At 68.2% G+C, this 18,577-nt stretch carries 15 protein-coding genes; 4 read left to right on the top strand and 11 right to left on the bottom strand.

Going from position 1 to position 18,577, the window contains the following annotated elements:
- Positions 1-13: 13 nt before the first annotated feature.
- A complete protein-coding gene (locus QZ853_RS05940) occupies positions 14-1,459 on the top strand; it encodes an FAD-dependent oxidoreductase (RefSeq protein ID WP_295571347.1) in 1,446 nt (481 codons plus the stop codon).
- Here QZ853_RS05940 and QZ853_RS05945 read toward each other — a convergent pair.
- On the bottom strand, positions 1,445-3,844 hold the full coding sequence (locus QZ853_RS05945; RefSeq protein ID WP_295571348.1) for an ATP-binding protein: 2,400 nt from the start codon (positions 3,842-3,844) through the stop codon (positions 1,445-1,447). The genes QZ853_RS05940 and QZ853_RS05945 overlap by 15 nt on opposite strands.
- Positions 3,845-4,012: 168 nt before the next feature.
- On the opposite strand from QZ853_RS05945, the gene QZ853_RS05950 reads away from it, so the two are divergent.
- Positions 4,013-4,879 (top strand): methylglyoxal synthase, encoded by an 867-nt coding sequence (locus tag QZ853_RS05950; RefSeq protein ID WP_295571349.1) that lies wholly within the window; start codon positions 4,013-4,015, stop codon positions 4,877-4,879.
- Positions 4,880-5,225: 346 nt separating this feature from the next.
- Here QZ853_RS05950 and QZ853_RS05955 read toward each other — a convergent pair whose 3' ends face one another.
- From QZ853_RS05955 to ttcA, 3 genes are read right to left on the bottom strand one after another with little or no spacing between them, the layout of a single operon-like run.
- The gene (locus tag QZ853_RS05955; protein ID WP_295571350.1) at positions 5,226-6,005 is read right to left on the bottom strand and encodes a SprT family zinc-dependent metalloprotease; all 780 of its coding nucleotides are present in this window, start codon (positions 6,003-6,005) and stop codon (positions 5,226-5,228) included.
- Positions 6,006-6,064: 59 nt separating this feature from the next.
- Positions 6,065-6,970, bottom strand: coding sequence for a recombination-associated protein RdgC (locus tag QZ853_RS05960; RefSeq protein WP_295571351.1), 906 nt, complete (start codon positions 6,968-6,970; stop codon positions 6,065-6,067).
- Between the two features lie 35 nt (positions 6,971-7,005).
- Positions 7,006-7,932 (bottom strand): tRNA 2-thiocytidine(32) synthetase TtcA, encoded by a 927-nt coding sequence (ttcA, locus tag QZ853_RS05965; RefSeq protein WP_295571352.1) that lies wholly within the window; start codon positions 7,930-7,932, stop codon positions 7,006-7,008.
- Positions 7,933-8,022: 90 nt separating this feature from the next.
- Here ttcA and QZ853_RS05970 point away from each other — a divergent pair, with 90 nt between their 5' ends.
- Positions 8,023-8,226: a YdcH family protein gene (locus tag QZ853_RS05970; protein ID WP_295571353.1), complete on the top strand. Its 204-nt coding sequence runs from the start codon at positions 8,023-8,025 to the stop codon at positions 8,224-8,226.
- A 121-nt stretch (positions 8,227-8,347) separates the two neighbouring features.
- Here the strand turns inward: QZ853_RS05970 and plsB are convergent, their stop codons facing one another.
- From plsB to QZ853_RS05995, 5 genes are all read right to left on the bottom strand, one after another.
- Positions 8,348-10,984, bottom strand: coding sequence for a glycerol-3-phosphate 1-O-acyltransferase PlsB (gene plsB / locus QZ853_RS05975; RefSeq protein ID WP_295571354.1), 2,637 nt, complete (start codon positions 10,982-10,984; stop codon positions 8,348-8,350).
- On the bottom strand, positions 10,984-11,937 hold the full coding sequence (locus QZ853_RS05980; protein WP_345777887.1) for a hypothetical protein: 954 nt from the start codon (positions 11,935-11,937) through the stop codon (positions 10,984-10,986). The genes plsB and QZ853_RS05980 overlap by 1 nt, the downstream gene beginning before the upstream one ends.
- A 261-nt stretch (positions 11,938-12,198) precedes the next feature.
- A complete protein-coding gene (locus tag QZ853_RS05985) occupies positions 12,199-13,017 on the bottom strand; it encodes a serine protease (protein WP_295571356.1) in 819 nt (272 codons plus the stop codon).
- Between the two features lie 219 nt (positions 13,018-13,236).
- Positions 13,237-13,962: an orotidine-5'-phosphate decarboxylase gene (gene pyrF / locus QZ853_RS05990; protein ID WP_295571357.1), complete on the bottom strand. Its 726-nt coding sequence runs from the start codon at positions 13,960-13,962 to the stop codon at positions 13,237-13,239.
- On the bottom strand, positions 13,959-14,882 hold the full coding sequence (locus QZ853_RS05995) for a 5'-nucleotidase, lipoprotein e(P4) family (RefSeq protein WP_295571358.1): 924 nt from the start codon (positions 14,880-14,882) through the stop codon (positions 13,959-13,961). Before QZ853_RS05995 ends, pyrF begins: the two co-directional genes overlap by 4 nt.
- Before the next feature lie 101 nt (positions 14,883-14,983).
- Between QZ853_RS05995 and QZ853_RS06000 the strand changes: the two genes are divergently transcribed.
- Positions 14,984-15,637, top strand: coding sequence for a DUF480 domain-containing protein (locus tag QZ853_RS06000; protein ID WP_295571359.1), 654 nt, complete (start codon positions 14,984-14,986; stop codon positions 15,635-15,637).
- A gap of 73 nt (positions 15,638-15,710) precedes the next feature.
- Here QZ853_RS06000 and QZ853_RS06005 read toward each other — a convergent pair whose 3' ends face one another.
- Together QZ853_RS06005 and QZ853_RS06010 are read right to left on the bottom strand one after the other, a co-directional pair.
- Positions 15,711-16,235, bottom strand: coding sequence for a GNAT family N-acetyltransferase (locus tag QZ853_RS06005; protein ID WP_295571360.1), 525 nt, complete (start codon positions 16,233-16,235; stop codon positions 15,711-15,713).
- Positions 16,236-16,504: 269 nt separating this feature from the next.
- Entirely contained in the window at positions 16,505-18,481 is a 1,977-nt protein-coding gene (locus QZ853_RS06010; protein ID WP_295571361.1) for a UvrD-helicase domain-containing protein, read from the bottom strand.
- Positions 18,482-18,577 lie beyond the last annotated feature (96 nt).

Here is an 18,577-nt window from a genome sequence, read left to right on the forward strand (position 1 = left end):
TGCCGAGACGATCATGAGCCGCAAGCACGCTTTCCAGTTCCTCGACCTGCCCCGCACCATGCCGCAGCGCATTCCAGTGGAACTGCGCACGTCCGGCGACTGGGGCGAGCTGTACGGCAAGTTCGGCAAGGAAGACGCCCAGTACCAGGCCGGCCGCTGCCTGGACTGCGGCAACCCCTATTGCAGCTGGAAATGCCCGGTGCACAACGCCATTCCACAGTGGCTGCAGCTGGTGCAGGAAAACCGCATCCACGAGGCCGCCACCCTGTGCCACAGCACCAACCCGCTGCCGGAGGTGTGCGGCCGCGTGTGCCCGCAGGACCGGCTGTGCGAAGGCAGCTGCACACTGGAGGAATTCGGCGCGGTCACCATCGGTGCGGTCGAGAAGTACATCGTCGACACCGCGCTGGCCAGCGGCTGGCGCCCGGACCTGGGTGCCGTGCAGCCGAGCGGGCACAGCGTGGCGGTGATCGGTGCCGGCCCAGCCGGGCTGGCCTGTGCCGACCGCCTGGCGCGCGCCGGCATCACCGCCGTGGTCTACGACCGCTACGAACAGATCGGCGGGCTGCTGCAGTTCGGCATCCCCAGCTTCAAGCTGGACAAGGACGTGATCCACCGCCGCCGCGAGGTGCTGGAAGGCATGGGCGTGCAGTTCCGCCTGGGCGTGGAGATCGGCCGCGATGTCAGCATGCAGCAGCTGCTGGACAGCCACGATGCGGTGTTCGTCGGCACCGGCGCCTACCGCTACACCGATGGTGGCCTGGACGGCCAGGACCTGAAGGGCGTGCTGCCGGCGCTGCCGTTCCTGGTGCAGAACAGCCGCATCGTCAGCGGCGATGATCCGAAGGGCCGGCCGATTGCCGGCTGGGAAGACACCATCGCCCTGCCCGACCTCAACGGCAAGCGCGTTGTGGTGCTCGGCGGTGGCGATACCGGCATGGACTGCGTGCGCAGCGCGGTACGGCTGGGCGCAGCCAAGGTCACCTGTGCCTATCGCCGCGACGAGGCCAACATGCCCGGCAGCGCGCGCGAGGTGGCCAATGCGCGCGAGGAAGGCGTGCGCTTCCTGTTCAACCGCCAGCCGCTGTCGATTGAAGCCGGTGCCGATGACGAAGTGATCGGCGTGACGGTGGTCGAGACCCGCCTCGGCGAGCCTGATGCCAATGGCCGCCAGAACGCGGTGCCGATCGAGGGCAGCGAATCGCTGCTGGAAGCGGACGTGGTGATCATCGCCTTCGGCTTCTCGCCGACCGTGCCGGCGTGGCTGGCCGAACATGGCGTGGAAAGCCAGTCCAACGGCCGCATCGTGGCCGGTGGCAAGGACCGCCTGCCGTTCCAGACCGCGCATCCGCGCCTGTTTGCCGGTGGCGATGTGGTGCGCGGTGCCGACTTGGTGGTGACCGCCGTGGCCGAGGGCCGCGACGCCGCCGCCAGCATCGTGCGCCTACTGGCGCACTGACGCCGGCGCCAGGATCGCGGCCAGCAACGCGCGCAGCTCCCGCGCCTCGGTCGGCTTGGCAAGAAAGTGATCGATGCCGGCGTCGCGGCAGGCGTCGCGGGTGCGGTCCAGCACGCTGGCGGTGAGCGCGATGATCGGCACCCGCGCACGCTGGCCACAGGGGTCGGCACGAATCGCGCGGGCCAGCGCGAAGCCGTCCATCCCCGGCATGTGGCAATCGGTGATGACCAGCTGGAACGACTGCGCCTGCCATGCCTGCAGGGCCTGGCGCCCGTCGACGCAGGCGTGCACCTGCAGGCCCAGGTCGTGCAACCGCTGCTCAAGCAGCTGCCGGTTGGTGGGATGGTCCTCGGCCACCAGCACCCGTACCGGTGGCAGCGCCAGCGCATCGACAACCGGGGCCGGCGCATCCACGGGCAGCTCGCACGCGGTCAGGTCCAGCTCCAGCCAGGCTGTGGTGCCCTCGCCCGGCGTGCTGCGCAGGCGCAGTTCCGCGCCCATCGATGCGGCCAGCTCGCGGCAGATCGCCAAGCCCAGGCCGCTGCCGCCGAAGCGCCGCGACGTCGATGCCTCGGCCTGGGTGTAGGCGGCGAACACGGCCTGCTGCCGCTCCGGACTGATACCCACGCCGCTGTCGCTCACCTGCAGGCGCAGGCGCTGGCCGCCCGCATACTGCTGCCGTACCTGCACCTGCAGCCGCACGCCACCGTGCAGGGTGAACTTGAGCGCATTGCCGGTGAGGTTGAACAGGATCTGGCGCAGGCGCAGGCCATCCGCCAACGACCCGGCCTGCAGCGCCGGATCGAGTTCAACCTCCAGGTACAGGCCACGGCTGGCCGCCACCGGCATCAGCAGCTGCTGCACCGCCCGCACCAGCGTCGCCACGCCGGTGGGCTGCAGCTGAAGCGGCGCGGCGTGCAGGCGCTGGCTGTGCAGCACGTCGTCGAGGATCTGCCGCAGCATCTGCGCGGCATCGCCGATCGTCACCAGCACCTGCTGCTGGCGGCGATCCAGCCCGCTGCCCGCCAGCCGTTCAAGCATGCCCAGCAGGGTACTCATCGGCGTGCGGATCTCATGGCTCATCGTGGCCAGGAAATGGGTCTTGGCCAGTGCCGCCTGCTCGGCCTCGCGCTGCGCCTCGGCCAGCGCGCGGGTGCGTGATTGGGCCTCGCTGACATCGATCCAGTAGCCACTCCATTCGACGTTGCCGTCATCGCACGACAGCGGCCGACCGTGTGCATGCACCCAGCGCCATCCCTGTGGCGAATGCGTGCGGAAGGTGACATCAATCGGGCTTCGGGCCAGCGCCGCCGCATCGATATCGTCCAGCACACGACCGCGATCCTCGGGGTGGACTGCGGCCAGCAGCCGTCGATGATCGATCCGCGCGCTCTCCACGCTGACCCCGAACAGGGCCTGCACATCCCCGGCGATCTGCGGAAAGCTGCACAGGCCATTGCTGGCGCGGCGGGCCTGGTAGACCACCGCCGGCAGGTTCGCGGTCACTTCCTGCAGGCGCTGTCCGGCAACCCGGCGGCGCACGCTTTCGCGATGCACGCGCCAGTAGCCGAAGGCGTACACCAGCACCAGCGCCAGCAGGATCAGCGCGGTCGAGACCAGCCAGTGCAGGGGCGATGTTGCCTCCTGCCGTCGTGGCTGCTCCGGCAACCAGGCCGCGCGGATCGCGCCGCGCTCGTGGTCGGTCAGCTGCGACACGGCCTGCTCGAACGCGCTCACGACATGGGCACAGGCGGGCACCGTGGCCAGCACCAGCGCATCGTCGAACCCCGCCGGCGCGGCGATCACCAGCGGATCGCCCTGGTAGCGGCGCAGCGCCGATTCGACTTCACCGAGATTGGCGACCACGGCATCCACCAGGCCGGTGCCCAGCAGTGACAGCGCATCATCCAGCGGTGCCGGCGCCAGCAGCTGCGCGCCCGGCGCCTGCTCGGCCAGCAGTCCGGCCAACGGCAGCGTATCGGGGCTGGCCACGGTGCGCCCGCGCAGCGCGTCCAGGCCCAGCACCAGCGGCGCATCCCGGCGTCGCACGATGACCTGCGGCAGCTCCAGGTAGGGCGCGCTGGCCACCCAGCCCTCAGGCAGCTGCGAGCGCGGCCAGCCCAGCAGTGCCTGCAGGGTGTGGGGAAGCATGCCTTCGGCGATGGCGGCCGCCGGCAACGGCTGCTGCTGCAAGGGGTACTGCGCAGCCAGCAGTGCCAGGTGATCCGCGCTCAGTCCGCTCGCCCGGCCCTGTTCGTTGAAGGACAGCGGCGCGCGATCCGCCGGCCACGCAATCCGCAGCGGCGTCTCGCAGCCCGCCGCGGCGGCCGGCAACAGCAGCCAGGCTACAGCCACAGCAGCGGCACGCAGGCCAGCAACGTTCACGATGGGCATCCTTTTCTCGCCGTTGGAGATCAACGGCCGCGCAGCGGTACCGCTTGCCAACACGCTAGCGACGCACGAACGACCGGCAATGAAGAAAGTTGTAAAAGCGCTCAAAACGGCGAATGGCGACATACACTGCCGCCTTCACCCGTATCTACGGAGCATTCGATGCGCATCGGCCTGGCTGCCAACCGTCTCCACCACCACGATGCGCGCGCCGCCCTGTTCCGCTGGCTGCGCGTCAGCGAAGCGGGCCTGCGCGAACTGGACGTGTCGCTGCACGCTGTCGGCCGCACCCATGATGCGATCGAACGGCAGGGTTTCCTGGCCGGCTACGGCGGCCTGCACCGCTATCCCTACGGTCGCGAGGGTGGCCTGATGAAGCTGGTCGCCGAGGTGGTTGGCATGGGGCCGGAACGGACCTTGGATGGTGCGATCTACCTGATCGATCCGGTCGATCCGTCGTCGGTGTTCCCGGAAGCGACCGCCTTGAAGCGGCAGTGCGTGATCCATGGCAAGCCGTTCATCTCGACCGTGGCCACCGCGCGTGACTGGGTGGAGGTGGAACGCATCCATGCCGGGCTGCCGAACGATCCCGGTGCCGACGATCTGCATGCGTTCGAGGAGCAGACGCTGGCGCTGATCGCGCACGATGCGATGAAGCCGGCGATGCTGGCCTTCGCCGACGAACACTTCGATGTGCTGGCGCGGTTCGCCGAGCGCGTGGCCACCGGCACCACCGGCCAGCGCTTGAACGAGCTGGCCTGGAGCCGCGGCTGGCCCCGTGATACGCCGTGGGTGACGCGCTACCAGAGCGGCCCGATGGGCGGCGATGCGCAGATTGCCGACCGCGTGCTGGAAGGCCGCTGCCAGCGCGCGATCTTCTTCGAGGACCCGCACGTGGCGCGCCAGCACGAGGCCGACATCCAGCTGCTGGAGCGGGCGGTGACCACGGTGACCGACCAGGCGGTGTGCATTACGGCACCGCGGGTGGCCGCGCGGTGGGCAACGGCGGCGGCATTGCGGGCGGGGTGAGGGTTTCGGCCAACGGCTGAGCCCCTCGTGGTGGGTGGCATCCGACGGCAAAGCCGTGCTTGGCCGGGCGGGTGAGCCATGCAGGGGACGCTGCAAGTACGTCCCTGTAAGCTCGATGGCGCCATCCATGGCGCCAACGCCCCTGCATGGCCCACCGCCCGTCCTTCGACAGTTTCCGGTGTGCCCACCACGGAAGAAAGAAGGAAGAGCAAGAGCCGGTCGCGCGCTGTGCGCGCTCTTCTGTTGAGCCGAGCCATGCTCGGCTGCTCTTCAACGTGATGACTGGAACCCCGCGCTGCGCGCGTCAGCCGAGCGTGGGCTCGGCTCTACAGGGTGCGGGGCGCGGTCACAGCAGCTGGCGCAGCATCGCCTTGAGGCGCCGCCCTTCCCGCTGGAAGTAGTCGCGCTGTTCATGCCAGGCGGGGAAGCGCTGTTCCACTTCGTGCCAGAACGCCGGCGAGTGGTTGGCCTGGATCAGGTGGCAGAGTTCATGCACCAGCACGTACTCGAATGCCTCGGGGCGGCCCAGCACCAGGGCCAGGTCCAGCGCCATGCTGCCATCGGGCGCCAGCGAGCCCCATTGCGAGGACATCACCTTCAAGCGCAGGCGACTGGGCGCGCGCGGCAGGCCGGGCAGGTATTTCGGCAGCCAGCGACCGACATCGGCGCGGGTCTGGGCTTCGTAGAACTCGCGCAGCAGCCGGCGCAGGGTGGCATCGCCCCCACGCGTCGGCCATTGCACGCAGGCGCCGTGTTCGTCGATCTCCAGCCGCGCGTAGCGGCCTTCCTGCCAGCGCAATGGCAGCAGTTCGCCGCGCAGGGGCAGCACGCCGTCCACGCCCGGTTGCAGCGCTGCAGGCAGTCCGTGGCCCTGGTACTGGCGCAGCTGCACGGCCAGCCAGTCGCGATGCTGTTCCAGGAAGCGTTCGCCCATCACCAGGCTCGCGCGCGGCGGCAGGGTCAAGCGTGCGCCGCGCTCGTCCACGCTCAGCTTGATGCGGCGCGCACGCGGGTCACGCACGCGCAGCACCTCGATCTCGGCATCCTCCAGGCGCAGGCGAACGGTGTCGCGCTGTACGGTGGCGGGTGGGGTCGGGCTGATCAGGCGGCGCAGCAGACGGCTCATGGGCCCAGCATAGCGCCGCTTCGGGCCGCCGGATGACCGGCGGCCGTCGGGCTGCCTGTTCAGTCAGCCTTGCTGAGCTTGAAGGCTTCTTCCAGCAACAGGAACAGGCGGCGGATCTCGGCGCTCTGCAGGGCGAAGCGGGCGTCGAACTCGGCGCGGCGGCCGTCTTCGTCGGCATGTTCCAGCTGGTCCAGGGCACCGTCGAGGAACTTCAGCTTGCGCACGATCAGGTCGTCGCCGATCACGAACGACAGGTTGTCTTCGAAGATCAGCGCCAGCTTGGTTACCTGCTTGCCGGCGTCCAGGTGCTTGTCGATCTCGTCGCAGCGCAGTTCCTGGTGCTGGCACTTGACCACTGCGCCGCCTTCCACCGGGTCTTTCATCTCGCACTCTTCGCCCAGGCTCAGCCCGGTCGGCAGCGGCTCGCCGGCAATCCAGCCGGTCAGGATCGAGCGCGGCGCGACTTCGGCATTCAGCGGCATCGCCGGGAAGCTGCCGAGCAGGCCGCGGATGTCGGACATGAAGTACTCGCCGGTCTTGCGGCTGGAGGTATCCACCGCGACGTAGCCATGCTGCAGGTCGATGAAGGCGTCGTTGCGCGAGGACTTCACGAAGGCGCGCGGCAGCAGCTCATGCAGCAGGTCGTCCTTCATGCGCTTGCGCTCGCGGCCACCGGGGCGGCGGCCTTCCTTCTCCTCGATCTCCTCCAGCTTGCGCTCAAGCAGATCGTTGACCACGGCGGCCGGCAGGATCTTGTCCTCGCCACCCACGGTCAGCCACAGGTGCTCGGCGATGCGGTGGGAGAGCTGTTCCTTCTCCTCGCGGCCGAACGGCGAAATGAAGCCGCGCGAATTCATTTCCAGCGCACCGACCGGCTTGAGCAGGGCGTGCGGCAGCAGGGTGTCGACTTCGGAAAAATCAGTGGCGGTCGGGAAACGGAAGAACGTCAGGTTGCGAAAGAACATGGAATTCCGGATGGCAAAGAGGAAGGGCGGCCGACCTAAACGGTGGGCGTCTCGGGATCTGCATCGGCGTCGGCCGCGGGAACGGCCTGCCAGGCATGGGCGTCGGGCGGCGGCGCGTCATCGCGACGGCCCAGCGCCATGAAGTCGAACAGGGTGGTGTCGGCCAGCTGCGAGGGCCGCACTTCCCCCATGGCGCGCGCGATCTGCTCGACGCGGCCGGGGTGGTCCTGGTCCCACTGCTTGAGCATCAGGCCGACCTGGCGGCGCTGCAGGTTCTGCTGGCTGCCGCACAGGTTGCAGGGAATGATCGGGAAACCCCGGGCCAGCGCGTAGTCGGCAATGTCGCGCTCGCGCACGTAGGCCAACGGCCGGATCACCACGTGCTTGCCGTCATCGCTGCGCAGCTTCGGCGGCATGCCCGACAGCGTGGCGTGGTGGAACAGGTTCATGAAGAACGTGGCCACCATGTCGTCGCGGTGGTGGCCCAGGGCGATCTTGGTGAAACCATGTTTCGCGGCGTGGTTGTACAGGGCGCCGCGACGCAGCCGCGAGCACAGCGAACACATCGTCTTGCCTTCCGGGATGACCCGGCTGACCACCGAATAGGTGTCCTGCTCGATGATCTGGTACGGCACGCCCAGCCCGGCCAGGTACTCCGGCAGGATGTGTCCGGGGAAACCCGGCTGCTTCTGGTCCAGGTTCACCGCGACCAGCTCGAACGGCACCGGCGCTTTTTTCTGCAGCTGCAGCAGCAGGTCCAGCAGGGTGTAGCTGTCCTTGCCGCCGGACAGGCAGACCATCACCTTGTCGCCGGCCTCGATCATCCCGAAGTCGGCGATCGCCTCCCCCACCTGGCGGCGCAGGCGCTTGGCCAGCCCGTGCTGCCCGCGCCCGCTCTCGCCCGCGCGCAGGTCGCGGGGCACACGCAGCCGGGGGTCGGGCAGGGAGATCACGGCACTCATGGCTCCATTCTAACGGCTCGGAGCGGCCCCGGCCGGTGGTCGGGCTTCCCCTCTCCCAGCAGTCATCAACGCTGTGTATGCTCGGAGGCTGTGGACACCTACAGCCCCGCCGAGATCGTCGAACGCCTCGCTGCCCTGCGCACCGAGCATCGCCTGCTGGATGAACAGATCACCCGCATGGCTGCCAACGGCGAGGACGAGCTGGAGTCCAAGCGCCTGAAGCGGCGCAAGCTGCAGCTGAAGGACTGCATCGCCAAGCTGGAAAGCCTGCAGATTCCCGACGAACCGGCATAGCGCCGGTCCTGCTGGGTGCCAACCCTGGTTGGCCTCCTGTGCTGGTAGGTGCCAACCTTGGTTGGCACGCCTGGAAGGTGTGGCCCAAGGTCCACACCCACCGCATGGCCCGGCGCTACCTTCAATCCTGCGGCGCAGCCTCGTCCGGGCGCGCCGCTTCCGGGCTGACCCGCTCGATGGTGTGGCGCAGTTCGCGGCCGAGGATGAACTTGGCGTCCTTGGCCCACGCGTCCAGCCGCTCATCGAACAGCAGCTTGCTGTTCTCGTCCGGCCACACCAGGCGCAGTTCGCGCAGCTTCTGGATGAAGCCGCGGAACAGGGTGCGGTCGAAGAACTCCGGCGCGGCCGGGGCGTAGAGCAGGCTCAGGCGCTGCGCCGCCTGTTGGCACAGGCTTTCCAGCTCGGCCGCACCCAGCATGCCCGGGCCGTTCTTCACCAGCACCGAAATGGCGATGTAATAGCGCTCGAAGGCCTGCTGCAGCGAGTGGCCGATCGCGCGCAGGCGGAACACTTCGTCGGTCTGCCCGGTGTTGCGCGCCAGGATGCCGCCGTCGTCATCGTTGACGTTCTGCAGCAGGCCCTCGCGTACGAACACGTTGATGGTCTGGTCGATGCGCTGCGCGAACTCGTCCTCGCTCCACGGCAGGAAAAGCTCGGCCTGCAGGAACGGGTACACCGTGCGGCCCAGCTGGACCAGGCCGGTGCGGCTCATGCGGCGGTTGTTCTGGAAGCAGCAGGCCACCCACGACGAGGCGGTGAACAGGTGGATGACGTTGTTGCGGAAGTAGCTCAGCAGCACCGCGGTATCGCCGCTCACGCTGAGCACGTCGCCCAGCGGGTGCTTGACGCGGGTGAGGACGTTGATTTCCTCGGCGTGGGCGATGATCCGCTCCGGGGAGTGCGGGGTCACCGTCACCCGGTCCGAATACGGCATCTCGACCAGCAGCGTCTTGCACAGCTCGATCTGCGCGATCAGGTCGGCCTCGCCCATCGCGTGCTTCGGCGTCGACAGCAGCGCCAGCGCCAGCAGATTGATCGGATTGACGTCGGCGGCGCCGTTGATGCGCACCTGGATGCGCTCAGCCAGTGTATCCACCGTGGTCGACAGCCACGCCGGCTTCTCGTCCTCGGAGACCGCCTCGCCCTTCCACTCCGGCGCCTTCTCGGCCAGCACGTCGTTCAGCGCGATCGGCTCGCCGAAGTTCACCACCACCTGGCCGTAGTTCTGCTTGAGCACCTTGGGAATGCCCCACAGCAGCGACCAGATCGATTCCTTTTCCTTCGGCCGGCCGGACAGTTCGTCCAGGTAGCTGCCGCCCTCCATCAGCTTCTCGTAGCCGATGTAGATGGGCTGGAACAGTACCGGCTTGCGCGGCTGGCGCAGGAACGCGCGCAGCGTCATCGAGATCATGCCGCCCTTGGGCTGCAGCAGCCGCCCGGTGCGCGAGCGGCCACCTTCGACGAAGTACTCCAGCGAGTAGCCACCGGCCACCAACTGGGCGACGTATTCGCTGAGCACCGCCGAGTACAGCGCGTTGCCGCGGATCGAGCGGCGGATGAAGAACGCACCGCCCTTGCGCAGCAGGGTGCCAACCACCGGCAGGTTCAGGTTGATGCCGGCCACGATGTGCGGCGGTACGATGCCACGGTCGTACAGCAGGTAAGACAGCAGCAGGTAGTCCATGTGACTGCGGTGGCTGGGCACGTACACCACTTCATGGCCCGGCGCGGCGGCCTTGAACTTATCCAGGTGGTGCACCAGCACGCCGGCATAGATGCGGTTCCACACGTGGCTGAGCATGAAGCTGGCCGAACGCACCACCGGGCTGGAATAGTCTGCGGCGATTTCCCAGGCGTAGGCGTGCGCCTTCTTCCAGGCGTCGGCCGGCTTCGAGTTGTCGCGCTTGGCCTGGGCGGCGATCGCTTCGCGCACCGGTTCGGCCGCCAGCACCTGGTCTACCAGCAGGCGCCGGGTCGACAGGTCGGGGCCGATCACCGATTCACGGATGCGGCGGAAATGGGTACGCAGCACGCGCTGCAGCTTGCGCACCGTGCGCTCGGGCTCCAGGCCTTCGTCGACGGTGTTGCGCAGCGAGATCGGCGGTGCGAAGCGGACGATGGTGCTGCGGCCATTGAGCAGCACCGCCAGCAGGCGGCGGAAACGGCCGACCAGCGCCCAGTTTTCCGAGAACAGCACCGCGAACCAGCCGCTCTGCTTGTCCGGCGCGCGGCCGACGAAGATCGACACCGGCACCAGATGCACGTCCAGGTCGTCACGCACGCGGTGCGCCTGCAGGACCTTGGCCAGCGAATCGGAGTGGGTCTTGGCGCCGCGCTGTTCGGGAATCAGCGAGTTGCTGGAACTGCGGCGCGACAGCGCCAGGTAGGCGCGCTTGCGCCCGGTCGGGTCACCGGCCAGCGGCACCAGCGGCGACGGCAGCCCGGCCTGGCGGCAGGCCTTGTCCAGGATCAGCGCGTTGGACAGGCCGTAGTCTTCCAGCACGTACATGACCGGGCGGCCATCGTTGTACTGGCCCGGGTCTTCCGGCTCGATCTTCAGCGACAGCCACGGCTCGACCAAGCGGCCCAGCAGACGCGCCCACAACGGGCGGCGGCCGGCCGGACGCGCGTGCACGGGCGGCGGTACCGGATTCGGGCCGGTACCGGTCGAGGGGGACGCCGGCACCGTATCGGCGGGCGTCGACGGGGATTCTTCGCCGGGGAACGGCAGCGGGTTCTGTTTCGACATCGGCGCCATTATGGCTTAGGCGGCGGCGTTGCCGCTTCCCCACCCTCGGCGGGGGCTTCAGCCGGCGTCGGTGCGGCCGCGGCACGGGCCGCATCGGCCTTGCGCAGCAGGGCATCGGTGTCGGCCAGGGTGCGGGTGAGGTACCAGTGGCCCTCGCGCCGGCTCAGCGGCAACTGCAGGCTCATCTCACGGCCGGCCAGCTCGTAGTGCAGGCGTACCAGCGCGTTGTCGCCCTCCACTGACAGCAGTTCGCCGCGCACGCTGCGCAGCGCTTCGTCCACGCCCAGGCCGTAGCTGCCCAGCACCGCCTTCAGGGTGTGGATGAACGGCGCCAGCTGCTGCAGGCTGCCTTCCATGCCGGCGGCCTGCAGGCCAGCCTCGTCATCGAAACCGACCTTGTTGGCGGCGCCGACCAGCGCAGCGATGGTGCTGCGGGCACGGGCGCGGTCGCTGATCGGGGCGCCCTGCGCCCAGCCGGCCAAGGTCTCGACCAGGGCAATGTAATGCGCCTGCTGGCCGGGCGTGTAGCCCTTCTGGTGGCGCAGGTACTGCACGCCGAAGTTGCCCATCGACTGTGCGGCTTGGCGCACCGCGCTGGCCTGCCCGGCCAACTGGCGGTCGAAGCTTCGCTGCAGCTCGGCGCTGGCATTGGGCTTGCGCAGCGCGGCCAGCATCGGCAGCAGCTGGTCGCCCAGTGGCAGCTCGGTCAACGGCCACTGGCTGTGGCCCTCGGCCCAGGCCTGCTGCAGGCGCTGGTACTGGCCCGGCGGCACCGACAGTCTGGCGTAACCGACCAGATCGTCATCGGCCAAGCGCAGGACCATGGCCTGCACCGCCGCCACCGGCTCGGCAGGCGGCCTGTGCGGATCGTTGGCCGACTCGCGGCACGCCGCTACGGCCAGCAGCATCATGGCTGCCAGCCCCCATCCACGCGCAGACCTTCCTCGCACCGCCACGCTCATGCACTCGGACTCCCCGGACCGGTCCGCATCTTGCGGCCTGCGACGTGACAGCGGCAAGCCGGGCAGGCAACCCGGGGTCAGATCCGCGAAAAAAAAGAGCCCGGATCTCAGGGATCGCAGGCTCCTCAAACCGGCGCGAAGCCGGAGGACAGTGTTGTGGCGCATGTCCGGCACAAAGATCGGATGGCGGCGATCCTACGCTGCCCCTCAAGTTAAGGCAACACTTCACGTAACCGCATATATCTTATTGATTTTATTAGATCAATCCCGCTGCCAAACCGCCTCGATGAAATCCACGGCATGTTTTTCGGCGATTCGGGCATAAACGCCGGGGTAGCCGGCCAGTGCGCAGCCCTCGCCCCAGCTGACAACGCCGAACTGGGTCCAGCCTTCGCGCAGCTTCAGCAGCAGTGGGCCGCCGGAATCCCCCTGGCAGCTGTCCATGCCTTCGCGGCCCGCACAGATGACCTTGCCTCGCGACAGTTCGCCGCCATAGGCCTGCTGGCATTCAGCAAACGGAACGAACGGCACCTGCACGGTCTGCAGATGGGTGGGGAAGGCGTCGGCGCCGCTTTCGGTGGTGCCCCACCCGATTACGGTGAAATCGCGGCCGGGTTTGAGGTAGCTGGCATCCGGGCGCAACCGCAACTGCACCGGCTGGGCATCTGCCAGCGGTGTGTCCAGCTGGATCAGTGCCACATCGTGTTCCAGCGAATTGCCGCTGTCGAAAGCGGGATGGACATGGATGGCACGGATGTTGGACACGCTTGGCGAGGGTTCCGCAGGCAGCGTGGTGGCCCCCGCGAGGACGGCCAGATCAGCAGGCCGATCGCCGCGGACGCAGTGCGCGGCGGTGAGCACCCAGGATGGTGAGATCAGTGTGCCGCCGCACCAATGGCGGTCATAGCCGCTGTCACCGCGTGACAGGCGTTGGATGCTAACCATGAACGGGTACTGCCCGGCATCGGCGGCTTCCCCACCGATGATGCGCGGGACGTCGCGGGACTCGGGTGCGGCGAAAGCGGGTGCCGCGAACGCCAGCAACAGGCCGGCAAGAAGTGCAGAGGTGCTGCGATACATATCCGTGTACTCCCTCTTGGATGATTGGAACCGGCGCGGCCGTGAGCGTCGCCGGTGCGTCGATTGGGAGGGAGGGGCATCCGGATCCAGTGCGAACGTGCGCACGATTCTTCGTTGCGGGGTCGACTGCGACAGCGCAGGAACCACAAATGCGAACGCCATCCCTCACAAGCCGGGATGGCGTTCGAAGTTGCGGCGTGACCGACCGCGCAGACAGGCTCAGCGGGCGGCCAGAGCCGCCACGATTTCCTGCTGGATGGCACGTGCGGCGGCCTGCGGGTCGGCCGCCAGGCGGATCGGGCGGCCGACCACGATGGCGTCGGCACCATCGGCGAAGGCCTGGGCCACGCCAACGGTGCGCTTCTGGTCATCACCGACCGGGCCGCCAGGGCGGATGCCCGGGCAGACGATCGAGAACCCGGCACCGGTGGCGGCACGGATCGGGCCGGCTTCCTGGCCCGAGGCGATCACGCCATCGATGCCGGCAGCCTGGGCGGCCAGCGCGCGCTCGACCACCACGTCCACCGGCTCGCGGTCGATGCCCATCTGCGCCAGGTCCGGGCGCCCCATCGAGGTCAGCACGGTCACCGCCAGCAGGCGCATGTCGCTGCTGTTGGCGGCCGCGCAGGCCTCCATCATCGCCGGGTGCCAGCCATGGATGGTGGCGTAGCTCACCGGCCACTGCGACAGGCGCTTGATCACCGCCGCGGCGGTGGCCGGGATGTCGAAGAACTTCAGGTCGACGAACACGCGCTTGTCGCGACGGGCCAGTTCGTCCAACACCTGGAAGTACTCGCCGGAGGCCAACAGCTCCATGCCGATCTTGTAGAACGCCACGCTGTCGCCGAGGCGGTCGACCCAGTCCAGCGCCTGCACGCGGTCGGGCACGTCCAGCGCGAAGATCAGGCGCTCGTCATCGCGCAGCGGCAGCGGTGCGCGGCTCACGGTGCGTAGTCCAGGGCAGCACGCTTGGCATCGTGGCGGGCTTGGCGCGACTGGCTGTAATCGTTGTTGAACTGGGCCGGCTCGAAACCGCCGTAGGTCGGGTTCGGCAGCATCCACCAACGTTCGCCGAACCAGTCGTGGTACTGCTGCAGCAGCGCGTCACGGCCCTCGTTGGTGTTGGCGGTCACTTCGACGAAGTCGCCCAGCTGGTCGCCGAACTGCATCAGCACGCGGTACTTCTGGCCGGCCAGGCGGCGGCGGCAGTTCTTCTCGCTGCCGGCCTGCTCGCAGCCTTCCACCACGGTGCCCAGGCCGAGGAACACGCTGTCATCGGCCACCGGCAGGCCCTGCTCGCGCAGGTTGGCCAGGGTCGCCTCCTTCAGGTGCACGGCGCGGTTGGAGATGTACAGCAGAGTCACGCCCTTGGCGTTGGCGGCCTTGGCGAAATCGACCACGCCCGGGATCGCCTTGGCCTTTTTCTCGGCCACCCACTGGTCCCAGCTCAGCTCGTCGTACTCCTTGCCATCGCGCACCAGGCGCGCCTGGTAGGGCGAGTTGTCCAGCACGGTCTCGTCCACGTCCAGCACCACGGCCGGCTTCAGGCCCTTGGCCTCGTTGCCGCGTTCTTCCGGCACCAGCGCGTCCCAATGGGCTTCCTTCAGCGCCGCGTCGAGGCGGTCGGCGGCAGCGCGGTAGGTCTGCTCGGTGATCGCCTTGTATTCCTGCGCGCGCTGCATCCACAGCACCGCGTTGAGGTTGTCGTTGGCGGTCGCATCGAGCGCGCCATCGGCCTTGGCAGCGGCGGCCGGGGCCTCCGGGGCAGCAGCTTCAGCGGCAGGCGCATCCACGCGCTTGCAGGCGGACAGGCCCAGCGCCGCGGTGGCGAGCAGGGTCAGGGACAGGGAAACAGGACGACGCATGGATTCACCGGCAATCAGATGTACCGGCGCATTTTACCGGCAAAGCCGGCGCCGGGACGGCTATCCTTGGCGGTTGACCCGTTGCCCTTCCGGAGGCCGCCATGACCGATTCCAGCCAGACCCCCGACGTCCCCCGTCTCGACGCCGTGCAGGCCCGCCTGCTGGGCTGCCTGGTGGAAAAGGAGGCGACCACCCCGGACACCTACCCGCTGACGGTCAATGCGGCGCAGTCGGCCGCCAACCAGAAGACCGCCCGCGAGCCGGTGATGAACGTTGATGCCGGCAGCGTGCAGCATGCGCTGCGTCAGCTGGAGACGCTGGGCCTGGCCCGCCAGCATTTCTCCTCGCGCGCCGACCGCTACGAGCACCGCCTGCAGGCTGCGCTGGACCTGACCCGGCAGCAGACCGTGCTGCTGGCGATGCTGCTGCTGCGTGGGCCGCAGACCCTGGGTGAGCTGGTCTCGCGCAGCGAGCGCCTGCACCGCTTCGCCGACACCGACGAAGCCCGCCACGCCATCGAGCGCCTGCAGCAGCGCGCGCTGCTGGTGGTGCTGCCGCGCGCCAGCGGACAGCGCGAAGACCGCTACATGCACCTGTTGTGTGGCGAAGTGGACGGCGCGGCGCTGGCAGCGAAGTACGCCAGCAGTGGCGGCGGTGCAGAGTCGGCCGATCCCGGCCTGGCCGAACGCGTGGCCCAGCTGGAAGCGGCCGTGGCCGAGCTGCAGGCACAACTGGCCGAGCTGCGCGGCGGCTGAGGCGTCGGGTGCCGACCGTTGGTCGGCACGGTGGCACTCTGTCGTGCCGACCAACGGTCGGCACCCACCACGATCAAACCTCGGCCGCGCCGAGCGTGGCGTATAGGCGGCTGGGGCTGTCGATGCCCGGCAGCTGGATGACCCCGCGCTCGTGCATGCCCAAGCCCCGCAGCACCTTCGCCGAGGCGACGTTGTCCAGATCGGTGATACCGTAGAGATCCTGCAGGCCCAGCGCCGTGCGTGCGTGATTGAACACCGCCCGCGCCGCCTCGCTGGCATAGCCCTGCCCCGCGAATTCCGACAGCACCGCGTAGCCGATGTCCGGCGCCGGCAACCCATCACGGCGCACCAGCCCAGCGTTGCCCAGCCACGCGCCATCGGACAGCCGCTCGATCGCATACATGCCGAAGCCATTCAGCGCATAACTCTGCAGCACACGCAGGGCGATGTATTCGCGCGCCTGTTCTTCGTCGCGCACGTTGCGATCACCGATGAAACGCACGAAGCCCGGATCGTTGAGCAGCGCCAGCATCGCAGCCGCATCGCGGTCCGGTTCAATGGCCCGCAGCCGCAGGCGTTCGCTTTCAATGGGATGCACGGACAAACCTCCAGCCAGAAGCCCCGATTGTGCCTCAGCCCCGGGCTGTTGCCGTGGCCCTTGATCTTCTTTTTCTTTTCCCGTGGCTGGCGCGCACGGAACCTGTCCAAGGCTGGGTAGATGGGTTGCGCAGGGGCGTGAGCCGCATGGATGCGGCGACCGAGCTTACAGGGACGTACTTGCAGCGTCCCCTGCGCAGCCCATCTGCCCGGCCAAGCACACATGCACTGCGAACGGCGCCAACCACGAGGGGCTACGCCGTTCGCCGGTCAATCAAACAACGCCTCGATCGCCGCCAACCCCGCCGTCGCCCGTTCCTTCTTGCGCGCTGCATCCGCCACCGGATCGGCGCCATCGCGCTGGATCTCCTCAGCCGGAATCTCTTCGAAGAACCGGCTGGGTTTCAGCCGCACGTGCTCGCCGAACTTGCGGGTCAGCTTGCTGTAGCTCATCCACAGCTGGATCTTGGCACGGGTGATGCCCACGTACAGCAGGCGCCGCTCTTCCTGCAGGTTGCCCTCGTCCAGGCTGACCTGGTGCGGCAGCACGCCGTCCTCGCAGCCGACGATGAACACATAAGGGAATTCCAGCCCCTTGGACGCATGCATCGTCATCATCCGCACCTGGTTGCCGCCCTCGTCCTTGTCACTGCGCGACAGCAGTGCCAGCTGGCCGGCCAGATCGGCCGCGGTGGCGCCGCGCGGGCCACCCTCGAACCACTGCGCCAGTTCCTCGATGTTGTTGGCACGGCGCTGGTAGCTGGCCTCTTCCTTGGCCTGCTGGCGCAGCTCACTCAACAGTCCCGACTCCTTGGCGACCTTGCGGATCATGTCGCCGGAACTGATCTGCCGCATCTGCGCGCGCAGGTCGCGCAGGATGTCGGTGAAGCGCGCCAGGCTGTTGGCCGCACGCGGGGGCAGCTGCTGCAGCGCGCCGATCGACTCGGCGGCATGCGCCATCGGGATGTCCTTTTCCTGCGCCAGCTCGGCCAGCCTGGCCAGCGTGCCGGCGCCCACATCGCGCTTGGGCGACTGCACCGCACGCATGAACGCGGTATCGTCGTCCGGGTTCACCAGCAGGCGCAGCCAGGCCAGCGTGTCCTTCACTTCCTGGCGTTCCAGGAACATGGTGCCGCCGGTCAGGTGGTAGGGAATGCGCAGCAGCTGCATCGCCTTTTCCAGCGGGCGCGACTGGAAGTTGCCACGGAACAGGATGCAGAAATCACTCCATGGCACGTTGCGCGACTGCGCCACGAAGGCGATCTCGGCGGCGACCTTTTCTGCTTCGTGTTCGCTGTTGCGGCACTCCCACACGCGGATGCGCTCACCGTCGGCCTGGTCGCTCCACAACTTCTTCAGGTGCTCGTGCGGATTGTTGGCGATCAGCGCGTTGGCGGCGCGCAGCACGCGGTTCGAACAGCGGTAGTTCTGCTCCAGTTTGATGATTTCCAGCGCAGGGTAGTCACGCCCCATCTGCTGCAGGTTTTCCGGGTTGGCACCGCGCCAGGCGTAGATCGACTGGTCGTCGTCACCCACGCAGGTGAAGTTGCCCTTCTCGCCGGCCAGCTGCTTCAGCAACCGGTACTGCGCGTCATTGGTATCCTGGCATTCGTCCACCAGCAGGTAGCCGATGCGCTCGCGCCAGGCCACGGCGATATCCGGGTTCTCTTCCAGCACCTGCACCGGCAGGCGGATCAGGTCGTCGAAGTCCACCGCATTGAACGCGGTCAGGCGCAGCTGGTAGCGCTCGTAGATGCTGGCCGCTTCCTTCTCGCGGTTGCTGCGCGCGGCGGCCATCGCCTGTTCGGGCGACAGGCCGGCGTTCTTCGCGCGCGACACCAGGTTCTTCATGTCCTCGATGTCATCGGGTTTGGCGCCGGACATCAGATCCTTGATCTGCGCAGCGGCATCATCGGCATCGAAGATCGAGAAGCCGCGCTTGAGGCCCACGGCGGCGTGTTCGATCTGCAGGAACTTCAGGCCCAGGGCGTGGAAGGTGCAGATGGTCACCTCGTCGGCATCCTGCTCGCGCAGGCGCTTGGCCACGCGCTCGCGCATTTCCTTGGCCGACTTGTTGGTGAAGGTGATCGCCGCGATTCGGCGCGCGGGATAGCGCCCGCAGCTGATCAGGTGGGCGATCTTCTCGACGATCACGCGCGTCTTGCCGCTGCCCGCACCGGCGAGCACCAGCAACGGACCTTCGATGTGCAGGACGGCGGCGGCTTGGGGGGGATTGAGACCGTGCATTGGGGGAGGATTGTAGCGGGGCCGGGTGACGACCACAGCCGGCCGCCGGTGGGGTTGCTGAACGACTTCGGTGGAGCGGGGCTGCGGCGTACAATC

Origin of the sequence: uncultured Stenotrophomonas sp. (assembly GCF_913778665.1) — a bacterium.
Lineage (GTDB): Bacteria > Pseudomonadota > Gammaproteobacteria > Xanthomonadales > Xanthomonadaceae > Stenotrophomonas.